We start from the raw sequence: 21,571 nt of genomic DNA, 5'->3' as shown, positions 1-21,571 counted from the left end.
CATTTATTCTAAATAATATAAGCGCTATTCGTGGATGCTTGCAAAGTAAAAGCAGTCTGAAGGCATTCTTCAAAGTTTCTTAATGCGCTACACTGAAGCCTTATCAATAAACATTGCCGATAGACTAATGAACACCCGTTTCCTCGAAACTTTCGTCTGGCTGGCTTTTTTGCTTATAAGATTTTGCCATCGCCTGCGCTGAGTTGGAATTCACTCCACTTTCCGAGACTATATGATGACGACGCACCCAACATTGCAAGCTTTGTCCGAAGCATTGCATCACAAGACCATCACCTCGGCAGCACTCACTGAGACTGCGCTGCAACGCGCCCTGGCAACGTCCGGCGAAGGTAGCCGTGTGTTCACTGAGCTTTATGAAACAGCAGCAAGGGCAGCGGCGCAAGCCTCCGACTTGCTGCGCGCCAGCGGCCAGACCCGTTCGCCGATAGACGGCTTGCCTATCTCCATCAAGGACCTGTTCGATGTCGCCGGCAGTGTTACCCGGGCCGGTTCGGTGGCGCTCAACGATGCGTCCCCGGCGCAGGTTAGCGCGGTGGTGGTGCAGCGTCTGGTCGCCGCCGGTGCAGTGATTATCGGTCGCACCAACATGACCGAGTTCGCTTATTCCGGCCTGGGCATTAATCCCCATTACGGCACGCCACGCAATCCTTGGGACAGAAGTGTTGGTCGCATTCCCGGCGGTTCTTCGTCAGGCGCTGCGGTGTCGGTAAGCGATGGCATGGCGGTTGCGGGAATTGGTTCCGATACCGGCGGTTCTATTCGCATCCCCGCCGCTTTGTGTGGTCTGACAGGCTTTAAACCGACCGCAAACAGGGTATCGCTGGAAGGTGTTTTACCGCTATCGGCCCAACTTGACTCAATCGGGGCTATTACCAATAGCGTTAGCTGTTGCGCGACAATTGATGCAATCATGGCTGGCGAACCGCTCCTGCCGCTGACGCCTTATGCCTTGCGCGGTTTGCGTCTGGGGCTGCCGACTACGATGGTACTGGAGGGCATGGACAGCCAGGTCGCCACAGCATTTGCCACTGCACGCCAGAGACTACAAGACGCGGGGGCGCTAGTTGTAGAAATCGAAATACCTGAATTTGCTGCACTTGCTGCAATTAACGCCAAAAGCGGATTCACCGGTGCCGAGGCTTACGCTTGGCATCGGACGCTAATTGCCGAGCGCGCCGCGTCCTACGACCCGCGTGTAGTGTCACGCATATTGCGGGGCAAGGATATGAGTGCAGCGGACCTGCTAGACCTGTTCGCTGCACGCAAGCAATGGATTGCAGCGGTAGAACGCAGGGTGTACGGTTACGATGCATTGTTGATGCCGACCGTTCCTATCGTGGCACCGACCATTGCCGGGCTGGAAGCCAATGACAAGGCGTATTACGCGGCCAATGCCAAGATTTTGCGTAATCCAACAGCGATCAACTTTCTCAATGGCTGTGCGCTTTCGCTACCGTGTCATGCAGCGGGCGAAGCACCGGTAGGTTTGATGCTGGCCGCTGCCGGTGGCAATGATCGCAAGATTCTGAAGATTGGGTTAGCGGTAGAGGCGGCGCTGGCTGGAATCAGCCTCCAATATAAATAACTGATAGCAACTGAAAACGTCGGATCAAATAATTTGATCTGGCGTTTTTTGTGGTGACAAAAAATCGCATATCTACGCTTATTGAATAGAATAATACAGCGTAATACAGCGACAGCGGCCTTTGGATGAGGAGCAAGATTCCACTTTTTTTTACAGATTCGCTCCACGACGCCGGCACTGGCTATAAAGTAGGAGGGAAGGCATCACTTTAAATAAACAGGAGCAAGCATGTTGCATAGTAAAACGTGTATCGGCGGTATGGTTACCGCACCGCATCATCTCGCGGCCCAGGCTGGCGCTGCGGTATTGCGCGAAGGCGGTAATGCGGTCGAGGCCATGGTTGCCGCCGCAGCCGCCATTGCGGTGGTGTATCCGCATATGAACGGGATCGGCGGGGACGGCTTTTGGGTCATCAGCGAACCCGGTCACGAACCCGTTGCAATTCAGGCATGCGGTCCGTCGGCAGGTTTGGCTGATCGTGATTTTTATGCTGGTGAAGCTAGTATCCCTACCCGCGGTCCCCGCGCAGCCTTGACGGTAGCAGGTGCAGTCTCCGGCTGGTCAGTGGCGTTAGCGCATGCCAGCCGTTGGGGTAAGGCATTGCCGGTTTCACGACTATTATCCGATGCAATCGGGCACGCTAAAGCTGGTGTGCCGATTACCCGTTCCCAAGTGCAACTGACACGCGATAAATGGGATCAGTTGTACGATCAGCCCGGCTTTGTTGACACCTATGCTCCCGCTGGCTTGCCGAGCGAGGGGGATATTCTCAAACAACCCGCGCTGGCGGCGACGCTGGAGCGAATGGCACACGCAGGACTGGACGATTTTTATCGCGGCGATCTGGCAAACACCTTGAGTAGCGGGCTGCAACAGCTAGGCAGTCCCCTCCGTGCAGCCGATCTTGCGGCCTACCGTGCGCAAATGGTGACTCCCTTAAAGGTGCAATTGCGTTCAGGTAGTGTCTATAATTTGCCGCCACCGACGCAAGGTGTCTCAGCCCTGATGATCATTGGCCTGTTTGACCGTTTAGGCGTGACGGAAGCCGATGGTTTCGCGCATATCCACAGTCTGGTAGAGGCGACTAAGCGTGCCTTCATCTTGCGCAATGCGCATGTCACCGACCCCGCTCACATGTCGGTCAACGCCCGCGATTGGCTCACAGAAGCGCTGCTCGAAAGCGAGGCCGCTTTTATTCGCCCCGATCTGGCAGCACCTTGGCCGCATGCCGCCAAGCCGGGCGACACTATCTGGATGGGCGCGGCAGATGCCCAAGGCAGAGTCGTCAGCTATATTCAAAGTATCTTTTGGGAGTTCGGAAGTGGGGTTGTGGTCCCTGACACCGGCGTAGTCTGGCAAAACCGTGGTGCCAGCTTTTCTCTGGACGATAGCGTGAATCAGCTCCTGCCGGGTAAACTGCCTTTCCACACCCTCAACCCATCCTTGGCGAAGCTCAACGATGGTCGCACGATTGCCTACGGCACCATGGGCGGTGAAGGCCAACCGCAGACGCAGGCAGCAGTGTTTACGCGTCACGTAATGTTTGGTCAAAATATGCAACAGGCCATCAGCGCCCCGCGTTGGCTACTCGGTCGCACGTGGGGTGACGTGTCGACTAACCTCAAGGTGGAAGGACGCATTGATTTGCAGACCATCGAAGCCTTGCGGCGCGCGGGGCATGCGGTCGAAATCGTTGCCGATTACGCCGACATGATGGGACATGCTGGCGCAGTTGCGGTCCATCCCAGCGGCATGATTGAAGGCGCGACCGATCCCCGTGCAGACGGCGTTTGCGCGGGCGTGTAGTGTGGCTAAGTGCGGCTAAGTGTGTTTGCACATGCATCTGATACGGATGCATGTTGTTGCGTTAACTGCGTGACGTCAACATGTCAATCGTTTACCCGTTGGCAATTCCAGCAATCAAATCAATCTCAACAATCGCTCCCACAGCAAGCCCGGTGACGCCCACGCAAGTGCGGCTGGGCAACGGACCTTTGAACCAGCTGGCGTAGGCAGTATTAAACGCCGCGTAATCCTCAAAAGAGGTGAGGTATATACGCACCATCAACGCATCATCGAATGTCAGGCCGAACTGCGCCAGCACGGCTTCAAGGTTTTTGCGCACTTGCGTAGCTTGCGTAACGATATCGTCACCGACCACAGCACCGGTAGCCGGATCGGTCGGCATTTGCCCGGTAATAAACAACAAGTTGCCCCATTGTGTAGCGTGCGCAAACGGGCCAACCTGGGGCGGTACCCCCTGGCTTTGCGGGAATGAAAAAGTTTGTTTAGTTGTCGTCATTTGCAAATCTCCAAAGTGCAACGGTGGGCGGGGCTATCCTGTCAAAACCCCGCAGGGCTGGGTGCGCATTTGCATGCAAAATCTGTGCAAGGTTGATTAACGGTAATTACAAATCGCCGCCAGCGGGAAGCTCCTCCTACGTACTGTTCAGCATTTGCCCTACGCGCGGTGAAATCTAACTTGTATAAACTACCACTATCTGCAAAATTGCTGCCTTACGCTATCTTAATTAGGAGAATCTATGAATACAGTGACGGATTTCGGCGACACGATGATGGCCTCTATGTCTGGTGCGATTGCGTTGTTTTTTTCAGCGATCCCTCGCCTCATTGGTTTTGTGCTGATCTTAATCATAGGTTGGTTTATTGCAACCCTGATAGGTAAAGCGGTGGCGGCACTTCTTCACGCAGTGAAATTCAATATCTTAGCGGATCGGGCCGGCATTTCCGAGTTCATTCGCAGGACGGGCATGCAGACTGATGCTTCAGGTTTTTTGGGCGAAATTATCAAATGGTTTCTGCGTCTGATTGTAATGGTTATCGCCTTTGATGCGTTGGGCTTGCCAGCCATCTCTGCAGTTCTTGCCCAGTTCCTGTTATGGTTGCCGAACTTGATCGTTGCACTTGTGATTATTGTATTAGGCGGACTGGCTGCTCAGGCATTGGAGGCAATGGCACGCGGCGCGGCATCGGAAGCGGACTTTTCGAAACCGGATCTTCTGGCAAAAGTTGCGAAAACAGCAGTGTGGATTTTTACCATTGTCATTGCCGTCAATCAGCTTGGCATTGCGGTCACGTTGATCAATACGCTGTTTATGGGATTCGTTGGTGCGTTGGCTTTAGCCCTCGGTCTGGCGTTTGGTCTGGGTGGAAAAGACACAGCGTCCAAGATTGTTGCCAAATGGTATGATAAAAGCGATGATGCAGCGTCGAAAATAGAACACGTCGCCTCAATTGTCACGGACCCTACCAACCCAAGGCAATAAGGCTTGCCTACCCTACCAATCTCGTCAGGAGTTAATAATGGGCATTCTATCCAGCATTTTTCAAAAAATTTTCCCGCCATCACATCCGGCGGTGACGCAGAGCGCTGCAAGCGGGAGTACCTCAGGGTCTTCCGCAGCACCTGCACAGCCATCGTCAGCTGGCGGGTCAACTATTGCGCCAGATGCACCAGCAGCTAGTCAGGCAATTCAGGAGGTAGACGTTGAAAATGTCCTTGATGCCATGCCTTCGGCCCAGCAGTTGAACTGGCGCACGTCGATAGTGGACTTGATGAAACTGTTGGGGCTTGATAGCAGCCTGCAGTCAAGAACATCGTTAGCACATGAATTAAACTATTCTGGCGACACTAGCGATTCGGCTGCGATGAATATATGGTTGCACCGGCAAGTCATGAATAAGGTTGCGCAAAATGGCGGAAAGGTGCCAGCTGATCTTAAGGACTGATATTTCCGGTGCGTTACTTCCGGTGCGCCCCGTTAGTCGTGGCGGGTTACCCTTAGCCCGCCAGACAGGCAGAGCATTTTTGTCCGCGTGGTCCGCTTTATGGTCTGCGTTATCGTTTAAGTTATCGTTTACCTTGTCGTCCGCGCTAATCAGATAACGTAAAATTAAAGCTTTGCTCTGCAACAACAGTGCCCGCGGCATTGCTGTCGCATTGATATTGCGACATGGCCCGGCGCACAACTTCGTCAAAAACGCCCGGGGGTCGTGACCGGACAATCTCGACATGCACGACTTTGCCCGCGCTGATCGTTGCGCGCGCAATCACGCTACCTGAAATTCCTTCCGCTTCGGCGCGTTTCGGCATCTCTGGTTTGGATTGCACCGGGCAGACCAGACCAATGGCGACAGGCCCGCTATTTACGCGCGCGGGCGCTGGGGCTGCCGCTTGCGGTGTCACGTTATTGGTTGTTGTCGCCACTGCCGGCGCGCTCGGAGCGGGGACCGCCGCAACCGGCATCATGGGTGCTTCGACCGGCAGACTTTTTTGTGGACTTTGCTGGGCGGTTGGGCGGGGCACGATTGACTGATGCTTGACGATTTTCTTGATTTCAGGCATCGGCGGTGGCGGTGGAAGTGGTGTGTCGATCTTCACCAACTCCGCATGCATGACAATTCGCGTCGGTGTCGGGGCAGGTGGAATAGCTGCGTTTGAAAAATGTAGGGTGGCTGCGCCAACCAGCAAAATAACCTCAATCATAATGCCGATGACAATCGCTATCGCCATGGTCCGATGCTCCCCGGAACGGGACGCGCCGGGACTCCACAAAGCCCCCGCACCAGGAGATAAAACACTTGCATTCATTTTACTGACCTTATCCAACGATTCCAACGGGTTAATCAAGTAATGACCAAGCAATGTGGCAATCAGTTTTGGCTGGTCGCAAGCGCAACCGAGCTGATACCGGCCATACGCACCACGTCCATGGTCCTGACGATCCGTTGATAGTCCACGCCTTTATCGCCAGCGATGACCACGTCAACTTTTTTCGTTGCCTGAAGTTCTTTCAGGCGAGCAATTAAATTCACTTCCGAAATAGCGACACCATTCAGATGCAGCGCGCCATCGCGTGTGACGCCCAAAGTAATTTTGGTGGTTTCGATGGGCGCGGATGTCGATGATTGCGGAAGTTCGAGTTTCATTCCGTTGTTTTCAATCATTTTGAGTGTGACTAACATAAAGAAAACCAGTAAAAACATCATGATGTCGATCATCGGGATGATCTCGATACGGGCTTTTTCTTCACTGCCAAAATAGTGGGCGCGATGATTTCTCATAAAATCGTTGATTCTCCGTTTAGTGCGCTACAGCGGTCAGGCGCTTTTCAACCTGCGCCGTATGCGTCAGGCGTGAAATAAGCATCGATTTGATTAGGTCCATTTGCAGAATCACCATGCGCACGCGCTTATTAAGATAATTCAGCATTACCATGCCGATAATGGCGATGGTGAGACCAAAACCTGTTGCGATTAATGCGTGGGCGATCCCGCCCGATACAGCCATCGGATTGCCAGTGCCGGATGCGCCCAGTACATTAAACGAACCGATCATGCCTGCGATAGTGCCAAACAAACCCAGCAGAGGCCCCAACGTGACGGCCGTATCCAACACCCAAAGATTACGATCCAGTTTTGGCATCTGACGCATAATCGCTTCTTCTATCTTGCGTTCAAGTTCGACCTCTCCACTGGCTTGATATCTGATGGCATGGCTTACTAATGCACCTTGCACCGAACCCGTATAGTGCGCTGAAAGTTTATGGAGATCGGCAAGATTTCCCGGATTGACCAACTCCAGATCGTCGTCCAGGTGCGTCCCTTTTTTTACCGACACCGCAAAGAAAATAACCCGATCTGCAATGACGATGAGCGCTATAAGCAAAATAAAAGCCATCAGCGGCAGCAAGCCGTAGGACTGGGCGGAGAAGCTAATGATACTGTTTAACATTTTATATTCCTCATTCTAACGGTGTACGTTTGGTGAATGTAGATGCTGTCACATTCACATTTTCCGAATTATTTGGGTGAGACCACCATGACGTTGACTGTGTCAGCGATCACGGAAGGACGCGGGTGCGGCGCATTTGCGGTGACTGCTGGTGCCGGGCTGAATTGGGCGCCGACCAGATACACCGTATGCGTATCTGGGTTAAGCGCTAATGTTTTCGCCCCTTTTTGGGTTGGCAGATTTGTCTTCACGGTGTAACGATCTGGCGTTTCCTGATGCACCACAGTCAGCGCTCCGCTGCCGTTAGAAACAAATATCAGTTTTGAATGTGGATCAAACGCGACGGCGTCCGGACCATCGCCGACTGCTACGGTCGTAACGATTTTTCCCGAGACTGCGTCCACTACCATCATTTTCTTGTTACTACATACAGCAAACAGGCGATGCTGTGCTTCATCTATCGCTAAGCCGCTTGGCTCTTCGCACGGTGCCAAAGACCAGCGCTTGACGATGGTTGAGGATTGCGTATCGATCATCGCCATCTCGTTCTTATCTTCGATATTAAAAAAGATATGGCCCTGACTATCATTCACTGCAAATTCCGGACGGCCAGCAACGGCGATGGTGGCAATCACCTTGCGTGTCATTGCATCGATCACCGTCACGTTTTGACCATGACCGTTAAAAGTGTAGATTCGTTTGAGTGCCGGATTGTACAAAATGGCATCGGGACCATGACCGGTGGTCTTGATGGTGTCAACTACCTTCAAGCTATCGAGTTCAAACACGGTGACGGTGTCGGACTTGCCATTGCTGGTAAAGCCAAGATTGAGATCCTGCGCAAACGCAACACCGTGAACGCCCGCAGTATCAACGATACTGCCGACCATTTTTCCCGTTGCTGTATCCATAACCTGGACATGATCCGAGCGGCTGATAAACAGATGGCCGCGCTTGCTATCGAGGGCGATATAGTCCCACCCTTCGACACCACTAAGCGGATATTTAGAGGCTATCTCGTACTGATGCTGGGTTGATGCGTGAACAGTTGATAGCAGTGCGATCGGCAATAGCGTCACCGTGATCATCGTTTTAAGTGTGAAGTTCTTCATTATTGTGCCAATTCAAATGTGTAAATAGTCGGAGGATAGAGTTTAGTAATTAGCCATCAGACCGACCTGAATCGTCTTACCGTAGGTCTCGCGCTGGATAGGGCGATTATCGGTTCCTTCAGTAAACTTCATCGCTGTATTGGTTAGATTTTTTACATTCAGATAAATACTGATGTTGCTTTTGAGGGCGTAACTCGCACCAAAATCTAGCGAGAAGCGTGGCTCGGAATAGATATCGGTTGCCGCAGAGCTTCCCACACCAAATAGATTTCTACTGACGTAGTACGCCGCCAGGCGCATGTCCAGACCATTGCGCTCATAAAATAGCGCGGCATTGCCGGTATTTTTAGAGGTCGAAGGCAGTGCCGCAAATTCACCGGGACGAATTTCAAGGCGCGAATGGACCCACGTCCAGTTGAATGAAGTGCCGAACCCGCTCAGCAATCCCGGCAACGACCGGTAACGTTGTTCGTAATTCAGTTCGTATCCGAATACTCGCGCTGAGGATACGTTGTCATACGTAAACACTTTAGCGGGTCCGGTAAATCCAGCAAACAATCCATTATTAGGAAAAGTTTGTGTACTCACTTTACTGACGATGTAATTCGACAGTGCCTTATTAAATATCCCAAACGATGCAATGCCGCCTTGGGCCAAATAATGCTCTATCGAAAGATCGATGTTGTTGGACGTGGTGGCCTTTAAACCTGGATTCCCTTGCGACACAAAATCGCCGCCCGGATTAATGTTCATGGCAGCACTGGTTTGGTTAAAGCCCGGGCGAGAGATGGTACTGGAGTAGATAGCCCGGCCGATTAAAGATGGCGCAAACTCATAGCGCGCCTGCAGCGATGGAAAATAATTTGTATATTTGCTGTCGGCAGATATCCGCTGCGAAGGGTAAGTTGTATTGTTGGCGGAGTCTACTTGTGTCGATACCGCATTGCCGTTGAATTGTGCCCGAGTGAGTTCGGCACGCAAACCGGTCAGGACGCCAAGTCTGCCGAATCCAAATTGATATTGACCGTATAAGGCATACACGTTTTCTTTGTTGTCAGCGGCACCACGTGCAGCGGTTGCGGCATCGGCAGCAGTATTTTGTACGAAGCCGGTGCCATTCTGGTAGGTGCTTCGCATTAGTTCCTGATTGACTTGTGGACCATTCTGATAGTGATTGTCGTAGTACGTGACACCCGATCCGCTAGTCGCCTGAGATAACGGGATCGCCGGTACGGCTGAATAAGTAAAGGCACCGATCGCCTGGGTATTCTTACGCAGCCGAACACTTGCGCCAAACTTTAATTCCTCGTCTTCTGCGGCGGTGAAATGCGTGGCTATCGCAAGGTTGGTTGCAGCAGACCATTCACGGGTGGTATTTTGCTGTGTGCCATTATTAAAGCCGGTCAACGTATAACCCGATGTATCAAGCGGATTGGTCCCACCGACAATATTGTAGGTCGGAAAATTTGGACTTGCCGTGTTGTTATAGGTAACTGTCGACGCGCCGGAATTAGAAAAATCAGAATTGTAATCGTGCTGTTTGTCGTATGAGCCGATGGTATGCGCGAGCTGATAATCAAGCTTTGCGCCACCCAGATCGTGCTTTCCGCCGATGGTAAATATTTTGGTGTCGATGGTTTCTTTTTCGTCGCGCAGCGTCTTATCGAAGGTCACCCCTTGCTCGGTAAAACTACCATCTGCGTTGGTCGTCGGACTACCCGGAAAATTCAGAAGCAAGCGATTGCGACTGACAGTTTCGGTATATCCGGCATCGTAATAACGCACGTACCATTTGTTGGCGGCATCAGGCTCATACGCCAGCTCACCGCCGTAACCATGGCGCTTACGATGATAGTTGTAATACCGTTGTTCTAATGATCCATACGCTTTGTCGGGAATCGCCGGTTGTCCGTCGACATACGACGCTTCCAGATCGTCAACGCCACGTCTGTCTTCGTAATAAGACAGCGTGCCGATAAAACTAAATGGCCTGTCTGAATAAGCGACAAATTGCCCATCTTTCGGCGCATTCTCCCGTGCACCAAATCTGCCGCCGAAAGTGACGCCGAGGTCTTTAATGCCGGTGTTGCGCAGTGGCTCGATACCAGTGCCAATTTTGGCTTCCAGGAAGGGCTTGCCGGATAACGGAACAGTCTTTGGCGTGATTTCTACCGTGCCGCCCAACGCTTCAGCATCCTGCTCGGGTTTGTTGGTTTTGGTGACGACTATCGATCCGATTATTCCCGCAGGAATGGAATCGAAGGCGACTGCACGACCGCCGCCAAACGGGCTGGCGGTATTGGTCGGCGGTAACCGCACACCGCCAAAAGTGGTGCCGGTAAGATCCGCATCCAAGCCACGTATATTCACAAAGCGGCCTTCGCCGGTATCGCTTTCCAGCGATACCCCGGGAATGCGGCGCACTGCTTCGCCTGCGTTGACGTCCGGTAGCTTGCGAATTTCTTCAGCTGGCAATATGTTAATCATATTGGGTGCCACTTCCTGCCTGGCACGTGACACGGTGACTGCGCTGCGGCGGGAGTTGATGGTGACGTTTGCGAGGGCAGCTACATTGGCGTCCTTGGCCCCTTCGGCCTTTTCTGACTTTTCTGACTCAGCTACCCCTTTGCTCTCAATTCCGATAGTGATAGCACGGGTCGTTACCGAACCTGTGTCCACATGGACCGCCTGCTCCACAGGTGTTTGTTTTCCTACCGTAATCACCAGCGTGTAGTCGCCCGGCGGCAAGTCTTTAAATAAAAATTCACCGTCGCTGGCACTAGACGTGCTGGCACCGGTCTCGCGAATTTCCAGCCGAGCATTTGCTACCGGGCGCATGTCCCCATTAGATTGAAGATGACCCTGTAAACCACCTGAAGTCGCGGCAATAGCAACATGTGCGATGACGTTGGTGGTAAGCCCCAACAAGATGCATACTCGTTGTGCTCGTTTTTTACGCAGCATTATAGATTCCTTAACGAATTCGATATCACTATTACAGCAACCCGCCGGACGTGGGGGATTGCAAAGAGTGCTCAATATCTACGCGTTTTGTTACCAGAGCATTACAATGCTATACATTCCGTTGCAATCAAACACGATCATCGCTGGCTAAGTATTGGATAAGTATTCAGTACTAAGATCACGCGCCCTCGCTTATTTATGCTGGTAAAAAGGGAAGTTTTTACGGCATTCCTGACCGCAGAAAAATCCTCGAACAACATTTTGTAAAAACGCAATTTCAACTTTCAGTCGCACATTCTCATTGATCCGGACTATCAGCTATTTTTATTAATTTAATGGAAGCTATCGCCATTCCTATGCATATACTGGCGCGCCACCGTCTCAAGCGTGAGTGCTATTTTCTGTTGCATCAGAGCACCTGGGTAATGGGCAATGGTGTTGAAGTAACTCGCGTTACTTTTACCACTATCAGCACTATCATCACCGCCACATTCAGTTCGGCATAACCAAAGAACATGACGTTAAAAAGGGAAAAAAATGTTAACTTTCAAAAAAAACCGTCAAGGGTCAATTGCAGGGTTTCAACCAAGCACTTCCAAAAGTCGTCCCCGCGCACGGTTTGTGCGTAGTTTGCTAGGTTGCACCTTCGCGTTGAGCGCGGGTTGTTCATTACCGGTCCAAGCTGCACCAGAAGAAATTCAAGTCTACATGGACGATTTGAGTGGTCCCGGTCAGTTCGGTCTGGATGTGCATAACAACTATGTGATTTCTGGGGCTGATACACCTGGTTATAAGGGGGAGCTGCCTCCTCGCCATGTGTACCGTCTGACGCCTGAATTTTATTATGGGCTGACCAAAACAATTGAATTAGGCCTGTACGTCCTGACCACGCGTGATGCGCAGGGAGGGACTCACAACGAAGGTGGCAAGGTCCGAATCAAGTACATCGCTCCTCACGATGCAACAACGGGGTTTTTTTGGGGCGTTAATCTGGAAGCAGGGAAAACTAATTTACGTGTATCGGAAATGGCTTGGAATGCTCAGTTAAAAGGTATTTTGGGTTATCGGACAGGTCCGTGGACATTGGCCATCAATCCAAATCTGGATTGGAGCCCATCAAAAGGTGGTGGCCCGGTGGTAGGGTCGCTTGATGGAAAAGTAGCGTATAGCTTGGCAGAAAAGACGCAGATTGGCTTCGAAATATACAACGAACTAGGTCCTGTGAGTAATCCTCAGGCACTCAACAAAAACAGCAAAACATTGTATGCGGTGCTGGATCAGGAAGTTGGTGGATTTGATGTTAACGCCGGTATAGGCCGAGGTCTCACCAACGATGCGGACCGCTGGGTACTGAAGTTTATTGTCGGTACGCACTTCTGATTGATGCAGTTGTAACGGTTTACTTCAAGGCTGCATTACCGAATCGGTCTGTCGCATTTGATGTTGATGTAAAACGACTGTCTACCTTCCGTTACGCTAAATTTTGGGTGAGTTCGCGGCAATAAGACCGCAATTGGTGCGGAACTATTTTTTCATAACTTTATCTACCAAATCTTGAGAAATATTTTTTATTACTGCAAATATTAGCAATGTTTTAGAGAATCATTTTTTGAAAAATTCTCAGTAAATGCGCCGAATTTTGAATGTTTATCGTGTTATTTAACCTGTTGTCTGTAGCAAGATAAACGTATTAGTTGCGTAAGCTCAAGAGACGTTTTTTGCGAGCGGCGTCTTTTTTTGTGTCTGGAGTAACCGCAACCCCGATGTGACCACCATACAGAAGGAGTCGTTATGAAAGCAGTCATCTATAAAGGTCCACGCGATGTCGAGGTGAAAGAAGTTCCTGATGCCACGATTGAGAAAGCTACCGATGTGCTGGTGAAAATTACCACCACCAATATTTGCGGATCGGATCTTCATATGTATGAAGGGAGGACCAATTTCGAACCGGGAAATATTTTTGGGCATGAAAACCTGGGTGTGGTGATTGAAATCGGTAGTGCCGTAGAGCGCATCAAAGTGGGCGATCACGTCTGCATGCCCTTTAACATTGGATGTGGTTTTTGCGAAAACTGTGAACGTGGACTGACCGGATATTGCTTGATCGCAAATCCTGGCTCTGCCGGGGCAGCGTATGGCTTCGCAGGGATGGGGCCGTATAAAGGAGGGCAGGCAGAACTGTTGCGCGTTCCTTATGCCGATTTCAATTGTCTTGTTTTGCCGCCCGATGCCGAAGAAAAAGAAAATGATTACGTCATGCTGTCAGATATATTTCCCACCGGCTATCACGCCACGGAACTCGCCGGCGTGCAGGTGGGCGATTCAGTGGTTGTGTATGGCGCCGGACCTGTCGGTCTGATGGCGGCCTACTCATCAATCATTAAAGGCGCAAGCAAGGTGATGGTTGTTGATATCCATAAGGACCGACTAGATCTTGCTGAAAAAATTGGGGCGATTCCAATCGATGATAGTGACGGGTCCGGTATAGAGCAGGTATTGGCGTTGACGGACGGGATGGGTGCTGACCGCGGGTGCGAATGTGTCGGTTATCAATGTTGCGACCATAAACGGCATGAGGTGCCGAATCTGACGATGAATAGTCTGGTGCAGACCGTGCGCGCTACAGGTGGCATTGGCGTGGTCGGCGTTTTTATTCCGGAAGACCCGGGCGCAGCCGACAAGCTCGCCAGGGAAGGAAAAATTGCCTTCGATATGGGGCAGTTCTGGTTTAAGGGGCAACATATAGCGACTGGTCAGGCCAACGTAAAGGCTTACAACCGCAAGCTATGTAAGTTAATTGCGGCGGGTAAAGCGACGCCGTCCTTTCTCATTTCGCATGAATTGCCGTTAGAGGAAGCCGCAAAGGCCTATAAAAATTTTGACGCACGCAAGGATGGATGGACTAAGGTGGTTTTAAAACCGGGAATGTAAACTGTAGACGCCGCTGCCGTCCCACGATCCTTATAGAGATGCCGATTAGTTCTATTTTAATCGTTCAGTCATGAGCAGGTAACAATGTCTCGGCAAGATGTAAACGTTTACATCTTGGGTTGTATTGTGCGTCCATCCATCAAGCAAGTTGCTCTACAAGCAGGCGTGTCGATCGCCACCGTATCGCGTCTGATGAACCAGCCGGATTCGGTCGGCATCGATACTGCCAGCAAGGTCTATCAGGCGATGAAGACGCTCGCGTTTCGACCGAATTTTAGCGGGCGTAACCTACGTGCCGGGCGCTCGCGCACGGTGGGAGTGGTATTGCCGACGTTTTCCAATACGGTATTTGCGCAGTGCCTGCAGGGTCTGGAAACCGTTGCACGCGAGCGCGAATATTCGGTCATGGTCACTGCAACGGAATACCGCCAGCAAGATGAAGCCGCGGCAGTCGAACTACTATTAGCGCATCGTGTCGATGGCGTCATTCTTACGGTCGCCGATGCCGAAGCCAGCACTACGCTGGATTTACTTGACCATGAAAAAATTCCCTACGTGCTGGTGTACAACCAGCCGCAACAAAGTGTGCGGCCGTCGGTGTCGGTCGACAATCAACTGGCTGCCTATGATGCAGTGTCAAAGTTGATCGAGCTTGGCCACCGCCAAATTCAGATGCTGGCAGGACACTTTCATGCATCCGATCGTGCCTTGCAGCGCTATCACGGTTATCTCCAGGCCATGCAACAGCACGGTCTGGAGCCGCTGGCACCGATTGAAGTGGCGCGCCATACCTACACATCACTCGACTTTGACTACCTGCAAACTTTCCGTGATCCGTCGCAACGGCCGAGCGCCCTGTTTTGTTCCAATGATCTGCTGGCTTTAAGCGTGATGCGCGATTTGCGCGTACTAGGCTTACGCGTGCCGGATGATGTCTCGGTCATGGGCTTCGACGGCATTCCGCTCGGCGAATTGATGGATCCGATGTTAAGCAGCGTCGAACAACCATCCGAGCAGATCGGCGCACTTGCACTGCGCACGCTGGTGACCGCGATTGAAGAACAACAAGAAGGGCATCCGACCTCTGTAGCCACACACATTTTGCCCCACACCGTCCGCCTTGGCGGGTCGGTCAAACCATTTGTTCAGCCGTTTGTTAAGCCGTTTGTTCAGCCGGTTATCCAACTCTTTACTACTCTCCCTTGATTCAGCCAACCTAGAAAGGAAGCAGCATGCGTTTAGCACGTGTTTTCCAGGCGATGGTCGCCGCCCTTGCTCTCGCCGTATCCACTCATGCCGTCGCGCAAAATGCGATTTGTTACAACTGTCCGCCCGAGTGGGCAGACTGGGCAACGCAAATTAAGGCCATCAAGGACAAGACCGGCATTACGGTGCCGCCTGATAACAAGAACAGTGGCCAGTCGCTGTCCCAGATCATCGCTGAAAAGGCCAGCCCTGTTGCCGATTTTACCTACGTCGGCGTGACCTTCGGCATTGAAGCGAAAAAGAGAGAGGTGACTACGCCTTATAAGCCAGTCGGCTGGAACGAAATTCCAAATGAACTGAAAGACCCGGACGGTTACTGGTTCACTATCCATTCCGGCACCATGGGTTTGATGGTAAACGTCGATGCGCTCAAGGGTAAGCCAGTGCCACGTTCCTGGCAGGATTTGCTGAAGCCTGAATATAAAGGCCTGATCGGTTACCTTGATCCGGCCAGCGCCTTTGTTGGTTATGTCGGTGCGGTGGCAATTAACCAGGCTCTTGGCGGTACGCTAGAGAACTTTAATCCGGGCATCAACTTCTTGAAGGCCCTGCAAAAGAACCAGCCCATCGTTCCTAAGCAGACCTCGTATGCGCGTCTGCTATCGGGCGAAATCCCAATTTTGTTTGGCTACGATTTTGATGCTTACCGGGCCAAATACAAGGATAAAGCCAATGTCGCTTTCGTAATCCCAAGCGAAGGAACGTTGAGCGTGCCCTACGTCGTCAGTCTCGTAAAAAATGGCCCGAATCCGGCAAACGCGAAGAAGGTGCTGGACTTTTTGCTGTCTAATGAAGGACAGGCTATCTGGGCCAATGCCTATCTGCGGCCGGTACGTGCTTCCGCCATGTCGAAAGAAGCGCAGGCGCACTTTTTGCCCGCGGCAGAATACGCGCGTGCCAAATCGATCGATTACAGCAAGATGGCTGAGGGGCAGCGGGCATTCAGTGAACGCTATCAGGCCGAAGTTCGGTGACAAATTTGCTGCCTAAACTACCAAAACCACGGTCTCAGCGCCAGCGCTACCTCTGGTTTGCGTTGCCCGGTATGACGTTATTCCTGGCCTTCTGGTTGCTACCGATGCTCCGTCTGCTGGCAGTTGGTGCCAGCGGTCCCACCGGGGCAGCCGCCTATTTGGCAGTGGTCACCAATCACCGTTATTTGATGAGTCTGATCGCAACATTGCTGCTGTCGGCATTGGTGACCTTAACGACGTTGTTGATTTCGGTATTGGTCGGCCTGTTCTTGCAACGTAACCGCTTTGCCGGAAAGTCGCTGTTGCTTGCCATGCTGACCTTCCCGTTGGCTTTTCCCGGCGTGGTGGTCGGTTTTATGGTGATTATGCTGGCAGGGCGTCAAGGCTTGATTGGTGGTGTAAGCAACTGGTTGTTCGGCGATGCCTGGGTTTTTGCTTATTCTCTCGGCGGCTTATTCCTCGGATATCTGTATTTTTCGATTCCCCGCGTGATCCTCACTGTTATGGCCGCCGCAGAGAAACTTGACCCTGCCCTGGAAGAAGCAGCCCGCTCTCTAGGCGCAAATCCGTTGCAGGTATTTTCTAATGTTGTGTTGCCCGCCTTGACGCCGGCATTGATATCATCCGGAGCCATCTGCTTTGCCACCAGTGTCGGCGCTTTCGGCACGGCTTTCACATTAGCCACCAATATTGATGTTTTACCGATGGTGATCTATAACGAATTTACCAGTTACGCGAATTTTGCGATGGCCGCAGCACTATCAATCGTACTGGGAGCGATGACCTGGCTGGTCCTTGCATTAGCCCGTTCATGGTCGGGTAATACAGCCGCTGCAGCGGCTTAGGACAGGCGAGAATATGCATAAATCATTCCGTTTTTATGTCCAGCTTGGATTGACACTGCTGGTATGCGCCTTCCTGATCATTCCGATCATCCTGTCGATGCTGGCGGGGATTACTGATAATTTTTTCATCGGCTGGTCCAGCGGTTTTACTACGCGCTGGATAGTGCAGGTTTGGGATACCTATCAGGTGACCATCTGGCGCTCGATAGCTATCGCATTAGCTTGTCTGGTAGTCACCACGCTGGTGGGCGTGCCGCTGGCCTATATGTTGGCACGTCACAAGGGCGGTAACAGCCGTCTGGCGCGGGCAATCGAAGAATTGCTGATGATGCCTGTGGCGGTGCCAGGACTGGCGACGGCACTGGCGTTGATCATGGCTTATGGCCAGTATCGTGAATTTCGCAGCAGTTTGCTGTTTATCCTGGTCGGCCATGTGATGTTCACGCTACCGTTTATGGTGCGTCCGGTGCTGGCGGTCATGCAGTCGGCGCAACTGCCTGTGTTGGAGGAGGCCGCTGCCAGCCTTGGTGCAGGTCCACTACAGCGGTTTTTTGGCATCGTGATTCCCAACGTGTTTTCTGGCATCCTTGCTGGCGCATTGATGGTAGTGACCTTGTCGATAGGCGAGTTCAACATCACCTGGATGCTGCACACGCCGCTGACTATGACTCTGCCGGTTGGACTGGCCGATAGCTATGCCTCAATGCGGCTGGAAGTCGGGTCTGCTTACACGCTGATTTTCTTTCTGATGATCATCCCGTTGCTGATCGCCATGCAATGGGTCACGCACACCACACGCTCAAGAGTCCGTTTATGAAGAATGCTGTTTCCATCCAATTGATTCAGTGCGGAAAAACTTTCGCCAACGGCGCGCAGGCGCTGCAGCCGATAGAGTTGGCGATCCGTCCCGGTGAAACCGTGGTGCTGCTGGGCCCCTCCGGCTGCGGAAAAACGACGACTCTGCGCCTGATTGCCGGTCTCGAATTTCCTGATGCTGGCGGGCAGGTTTTGTTCGACGGTGAAGACGTTACCGGATTGCCGATAGAAAAGCGTGGCGTTGGAATGGTGTTTCAAAATTACGCGTTGTTTCCCAACATGACGGTGGGAGAAAACATTGCCTATGGCCTGAAGATCCGCAAAATTCCAGCCGCCCAGCGCCTCAAAAAAATCGATGCTTTGCTGGAGATGGTGCACCTGCAAGGACTAGGCCAGCGCCGTATCGACCAGCTATCGGGCGGTCAGAAGCAGCGTGTCGCTCTGGCGCGTGCGCTGGCGGTTGAGCCGCGGGTATTATTGTTGGACGAGCCGTTAACGGCGCTGGATGCCAAGCTGCGTGAAACGCTGCGCGCCGATCTTAATCAATTGCTGCGAACGCTCGGCATTACGACGATTTATGTGACGCATGATCAGAGCGAGGCGATGGCATTGGGTGACCGCGTGGTGGTCATGGAGCGTGGCAAGATCGCGCAGATTGGCACGCCGCAAGATATTTACTATCGTCCCGTCAGCCATTTTGTCGCCGATTTCATCGGCACCATGAATCGCGTGACGGGCGTCGCAGGGGGGGGTCAGGTACGATTTTCCGGAGGACAACTACCGTACGCCGTCTCGGCCGCCGGCAGTCAGGCCACGCTGATGTTCCGGCCGGAAGACGTTGAAGTCGTGGCCGATGGCATGGGCACTGCGAACATGCACGGAGAGATTCTCTCAACCTTCTTTTTGGGTGACCGCACCCGCCTGCACGTCAACGTTGGTGCGGGGCAAGCGGTGGTCGTTGATACTGGCCGCAGCGCATCCTGGCAAGTGGGACAACGTATCGCGCTGCGCGTCCCGGAACACGCATTGTTGCATTTTCAGGATGAGGTGGCGGCATGATACTGTGTCAAATTTCCGATTTGCATATCAAGGCGCATGGCAAAAAATCGTATCGCATCGTCGATACCGCAGAAAGTTTGCGGCGCTGTGTCGCGCAGGTAAACGCCCTCAGGCCGCGACCCGATGCGATGGTGATTACTGGCGATCTTGTAGATTTTGGTCTGGCGGAAGAATACGTATTCCTACGCCATTTGCTGCAATCGCTGGAGATGCCGTTTTACCTGATTCCGGGTAATCATGATGATCGCAGTAATTTAAGAGACGCCTTTCCCGAACACACATATCTTCAGCAAAGCAAAGAGCGGATAGAGTACGTGATTGATGATTATCCGCTGCGCATAGTGGCGCTGGACACTGTCATTCCGCAATCCAGCTGCGGCGCTTTGGCCGCCGACAGCCTGGTGTGGCTTGATCAGGTGCTGGCAGCGCAGCTGCACAAGCCGACCGTCATCATCATGCATCATCCGCCGTTTCATACCGGCATCGGCCATATGGACAAAATTGGCTTAGCAGAACCGCAGGTGTTGGCCGCCGTGGTGCAACGGCATCCACAGGTAGAGCGTATTCTGTGCGGACACTTGCACCGCGCTATTCAGGTACGCTTTGGCGGAAGCATCGCCTCAACTTGCCCCGGGGTTGCGCATCAGGTGGCGCTGGATCTAAGTCCGCAGGCTGAATCTTGCTTTGTTATGGAGCCACCGGCGTTTCAGTTGCATGTATTGGATGCAGATGCCGGCCTGATAAGTCACACCGCCTATATCGGTGAATTTGACGGGCCATATCCGTTTTACGATGGTGATAGCTTGATCGATTAAATTATGTGTCGGTGTCTGCTCTAAATCGTGGCAGCCCGGCTTCGATGGTGTTTTGATCCAGGCAGTCAGTTCAACCCCCTCCGCTCAGTGCGAACTAGCAAAACAACCGTAATTTCGATACGATGGCTGTTCCCAGCCATTGATCGGATGCCCAATGCCCAAGCAGAATGCCAAGTCTTCTTCCATCATTATTGACGCCATCCAGCGCAACAATGCAGGCCGTGAGCCGGAGCGACTAGCGATGAAGTACACCAAGATGGCCCAGAACGCGTTCATCTTCCTGCGCGGTACTTGCCATTTGTTCTACGATGCATTGCCGGATACGCCACAATTTCGGGACGCGCCTCTGGCATGGAGTTGCGGCGATTTGCACTTTGAGAACTTCGGCAGCTACAAGGGCGACAACCGGCTGGTTTATTTCGATATCAATGACTACGACGAGGCAGCTTTGGCTCCCGCTACGTGGGATATGGTAAGACTGCTGACCAGCATCCAGTGCGGGGCTGATGCGCTGCGTGCGACCCGTGCCGAAGCGTTGGCGGTTAGCCAGTGCTGTCTGGATGCTTACCGTAGTGCCCTCATTACCGGCAAGCCGCTCTGGGTCGAACGGGAAACCTCCAGTGGGCTTGTCAATACGCTGTTAACCGCCTTGCAGGGTCGTGAGCGTGCTGCGTTCTTGAATAAGAGGACAATTTCCAAGGGCCAGCGACGTAGCTTGAAAATAGACGGCGTAAAGGCGCTGCCTGCCTCTGATACCCAAAAAAAGACGGTCATCAAGTTTATGGATCGTTATGCCTCCACCCAACAGAACCCGAATTTTTTTCAGGTACTCGATGTGGCACGCCGTATTGCGGGTACCGGTAGCCTTGGGGTGGAACGTTTTGTCGTGCTGGTCAATGGAAAGGGCTCTCCGGACGGCAACTATCTGCTCGACATTAAAGAGGCCAAGCCGTCCGCGCTGGCACCTCATCTCGTCCGTCTAGGGATCAAACAGCCGGTTTGGGCGGATGAAGCGAGCCGTGTAGTGGCGATTCAAAAACGGATGCAAGCGGTTGATCACGCATTTTTACAGCCGGTAAAACTGGCTGGATTGTCGTGCATCCTTAAAGGCTTACAACCCTCAGAAGATCGGGTGGCGATCGGCGACTGGGGCAAAAAGCTCGACCGCCTGAAGGAGGTCGTATCCACGATGGGCCGCAATCTGGCATGGGATCAACTTCGCGCATCCGGGCGATCAGGCGCAGCTAATGCAGATGCGCTGATCGCCTTCGCACAAGGGGATGACTGGATGGAAGAGATGCTGGATGCGTCGGTAGAAATGACGCATACAACGCAGCAGCAATGGCAAACCTTTGTTGCGTGGCAGAACAGTCATCCGACACTTGCTGGTTGAAGTGCAGCAACAAAGCCAATGCCGATAATATAAAG

The 21,571-nt window shown here is 52.4% G+C and carries 19 protein-coding genes; 13 read left to right on the top strand and 6 right to left on the bottom strand.

Annotated features, from left to right (window positions below):
* Nucleotides 1–232 precede the first annotated feature (232 nt).
* Complete coding sequence (locus HAV38_RS18385) at nt 233–1,606, top strand: amidase (RefSeq protein ID WP_245182441.1); 1,374 nt, start codon at nt 233–235, stop codon at nt 1,604–1,606.
* Between the two features lie 228 nt (nt 1,607–1,834).
* A complete protein-coding gene (locus HAV38_RS18380; protein ID WP_168056830.1) occupies nt 1,835–3,412 on the top strand; it encodes a gamma-glutamyltransferase family protein in 1,578 nt (525 codons plus the stop codon).
* A gap of 91 nt (nt 3,413–3,503) precedes the next feature.
* On the opposite strand, the gene HAV38_RS18375 is transcribed toward HAV38_RS18380, so the two are convergent.
* A complete protein-coding gene (locus HAV38_RS18375; RefSeq protein ID WP_168056829.1) occupies nt 3,504–3,908 on the bottom strand; it encodes a RidA family protein in 405 nt (134 codons plus the stop codon).
* Nucleotides 3,909–4,149: 241 nt separating this feature from the next.
* Here HAV38_RS18375 and HAV38_RS18370 point away from each other — a divergent pair, with 241 nt between their 5' ends.
* Complete coding sequence (locus tag HAV38_RS18370; RefSeq protein ID WP_168056828.1) at nt 4,150–4,893, top strand: mechanosensitive ion channel family protein; 744 nt, start codon at nt 4,150–4,152, stop codon at nt 4,891–4,893.
* A gap of 37 nt (nt 4,894–4,930) precedes the next feature.
* Nucleotides 4,931–5,356, top strand: a complete 426-nt coding sequence (locus HAV38_RS18365; RefSeq protein WP_168056827.1) for a DUF3597 domain-containing protein — start codon at nt 4,931–4,933, stop codon at nt 5,354–5,356.
* A gap of 145 nt (nt 5,357–5,501) precedes the next feature.
* On the opposite strand, the gene HAV38_RS18360 is transcribed toward HAV38_RS18365, so the two are convergent.
* The 5 genes from HAV38_RS18360 to HAV38_RS18340 all read right to left on the bottom strand — a co-directional run bounded on the left by HAV38_RS18360 (nt 5,502) and on the right by HAV38_RS18340 (nt 11,437).
* On the bottom strand, nt 5,502–6,218 hold the full coding sequence (locus tag HAV38_RS18360; protein ID WP_168056826.1) for an energy transducer TonB: 717 nt from the start codon (nt 6,216–6,218) through the stop codon (nt 5,502–5,504).
* 62 nt (nt 6,219–6,280) lie between these two features.
* Entirely contained in the window at nt 6,281–6,691 is a 411-nt protein-coding gene (locus tag HAV38_RS18355; RefSeq protein ID WP_168056825.1) for an ExbD/TolR family protein, read from the bottom strand.
* Nucleotides 6,692–6,710: 19 nt separating this feature from the next.
* Nucleotides 6,711–7,361 carry a MotA/TolQ/ExbB proton channel family protein gene (locus HAV38_RS18350; RefSeq protein WP_168056824.1) on the bottom strand — a complete coding sequence of 217 codons (651 nt, stop codon included), beginning with the start codon at nt 7,359–7,361 and terminating at the stop codon, nt 6,711–6,713.
* A 68-nt stretch (nt 7,362–7,429) separates the two neighbouring features.
* Nucleotides 7,430–8,473: a YncE family protein gene (locus tag HAV38_RS18345; RefSeq protein ID WP_168056823.1), complete on the bottom strand. Its 1,044-nt coding sequence runs from the start codon at nt 8,471–8,473 to the stop codon at nt 7,430–7,432.
* Between the two features lie 42 nt (nt 8,474–8,515).
* Nucleotides 8,516–11,437, bottom strand: a complete 2,922-nt coding sequence (locus tag HAV38_RS18340; RefSeq protein ID WP_168056822.1) for a TonB-dependent receptor — start codon at nt 11,435–11,437, stop codon at nt 8,516–8,518.
* A 537-nt stretch (nt 11,438–11,974) separates the two neighbouring features.
* On the opposite strand from HAV38_RS18340, the gene HAV38_RS18335 reads away from it, so the two are divergent.
* The 9 genes from HAV38_RS18335 (at nt 11,975) to HAV38_RS18295 (ending at nt 21,536) form a co-directional block, all read left to right on the top strand.
* Complete coding sequence (locus HAV38_RS18335; RefSeq protein ID WP_168056821.1) at nt 11,975–12,817, top strand: hypothetical protein; 843 nt, start codon at nt 11,975–11,977, stop codon at nt 12,815–12,817.
* A 411-nt stretch (nt 12,818–13,228) separates the two neighbouring features.
* Nucleotides 13,229–14,368 (top strand): glutathione-independent formaldehyde dehydrogenase, encoded by a 1,140-nt coding sequence (locus HAV38_RS18330; RefSeq protein WP_168056820.1) that lies wholly within the window; start codon nt 13,229–13,231, stop codon nt 14,366–14,368.
* A 126-nt stretch (nt 14,369–14,494) separates the two neighbouring features.
* Entirely contained in the window at nt 14,495–15,574 is a 1,080-nt protein-coding gene (locus HAV38_RS18325) for a LacI family DNA-binding transcriptional regulator (protein WP_168056958.1), read from the top strand.
* Nucleotides 15,575–15,600: 26 nt separating this feature from the next.
* Nucleotides 15,601–16,608, top strand: a complete 1,008-nt coding sequence (locus HAV38_RS18320) for an ABC transporter substrate-binding protein (protein WP_168056819.1) — start codon at nt 15,601–15,603, stop codon at nt 16,606–16,608.
* Nucleotides 16,605–17,453 (top strand): ABC transporter permease, encoded by an 849-nt coding sequence (locus HAV38_RS18315; RefSeq protein ID WP_375791685.1) that lies wholly within the window; start codon nt 16,605–16,607, stop codon nt 17,451–17,453. Before HAV38_RS18320 ends, HAV38_RS18315 begins: the two co-directional genes overlap by 4 nt.
* Before the next feature lie 13 nt (nt 17,454–17,466).
* Entirely contained in the window at nt 17,467–18,270 is an 804-nt protein-coding gene (locus HAV38_RS18310) for an ABC transporter permease (RefSeq protein WP_168056818.1), read from the top strand.
* Nucleotides 18,267–19,328: an ABC transporter ATP-binding protein gene (locus HAV38_RS18305; RefSeq protein WP_245182440.1), complete on the top strand. Its 1,062-nt coding sequence runs from the start codon at nt 18,267–18,269 to the stop codon at nt 19,326–19,328. Before HAV38_RS18310 ends, HAV38_RS18305 begins: the two co-directional genes overlap by 4 nt.
* Complete coding sequence (locus tag HAV38_RS18300) at nt 19,325–20,143, top strand: phosphodiesterase (protein ID WP_168056816.1); 819 nt, start codon at nt 19,325–19,327, stop codon at nt 20,141–20,143. The genes HAV38_RS18305 and HAV38_RS18300 overlap by 4 nt, the downstream gene beginning before the upstream one ends.
* Before the next feature lie 154 nt (nt 20,144–20,297).
* Nucleotides 20,298–21,536 carry a DUF2252 domain-containing protein gene (locus tag HAV38_RS18295; protein WP_168056815.1) on the top strand — a complete coding sequence of 413 codons (1,239 nt, stop codon included), beginning with the start codon at nt 20,298–20,300 and terminating at the stop codon, nt 21,534–21,536.
* The last annotated feature ends 35 nt before the right edge of the window (nt 21,537–21,571 follow it).

It is taken from the genome of Glaciimonas immobilis, assembly GCF_011947285.1.
In the GTDB taxonomy this organism is placed as follows: domain Bacteria; phylum Pseudomonadota; class Gammaproteobacteria; order Burkholderiales; family Burkholderiaceae_D; genus Glaciimonas; species Glaciimonas immobilis.
Note: the sequence above shows the minus strand (reverse complement) of the source record. Positions and strands in the feature narration are given on the sequence as shown.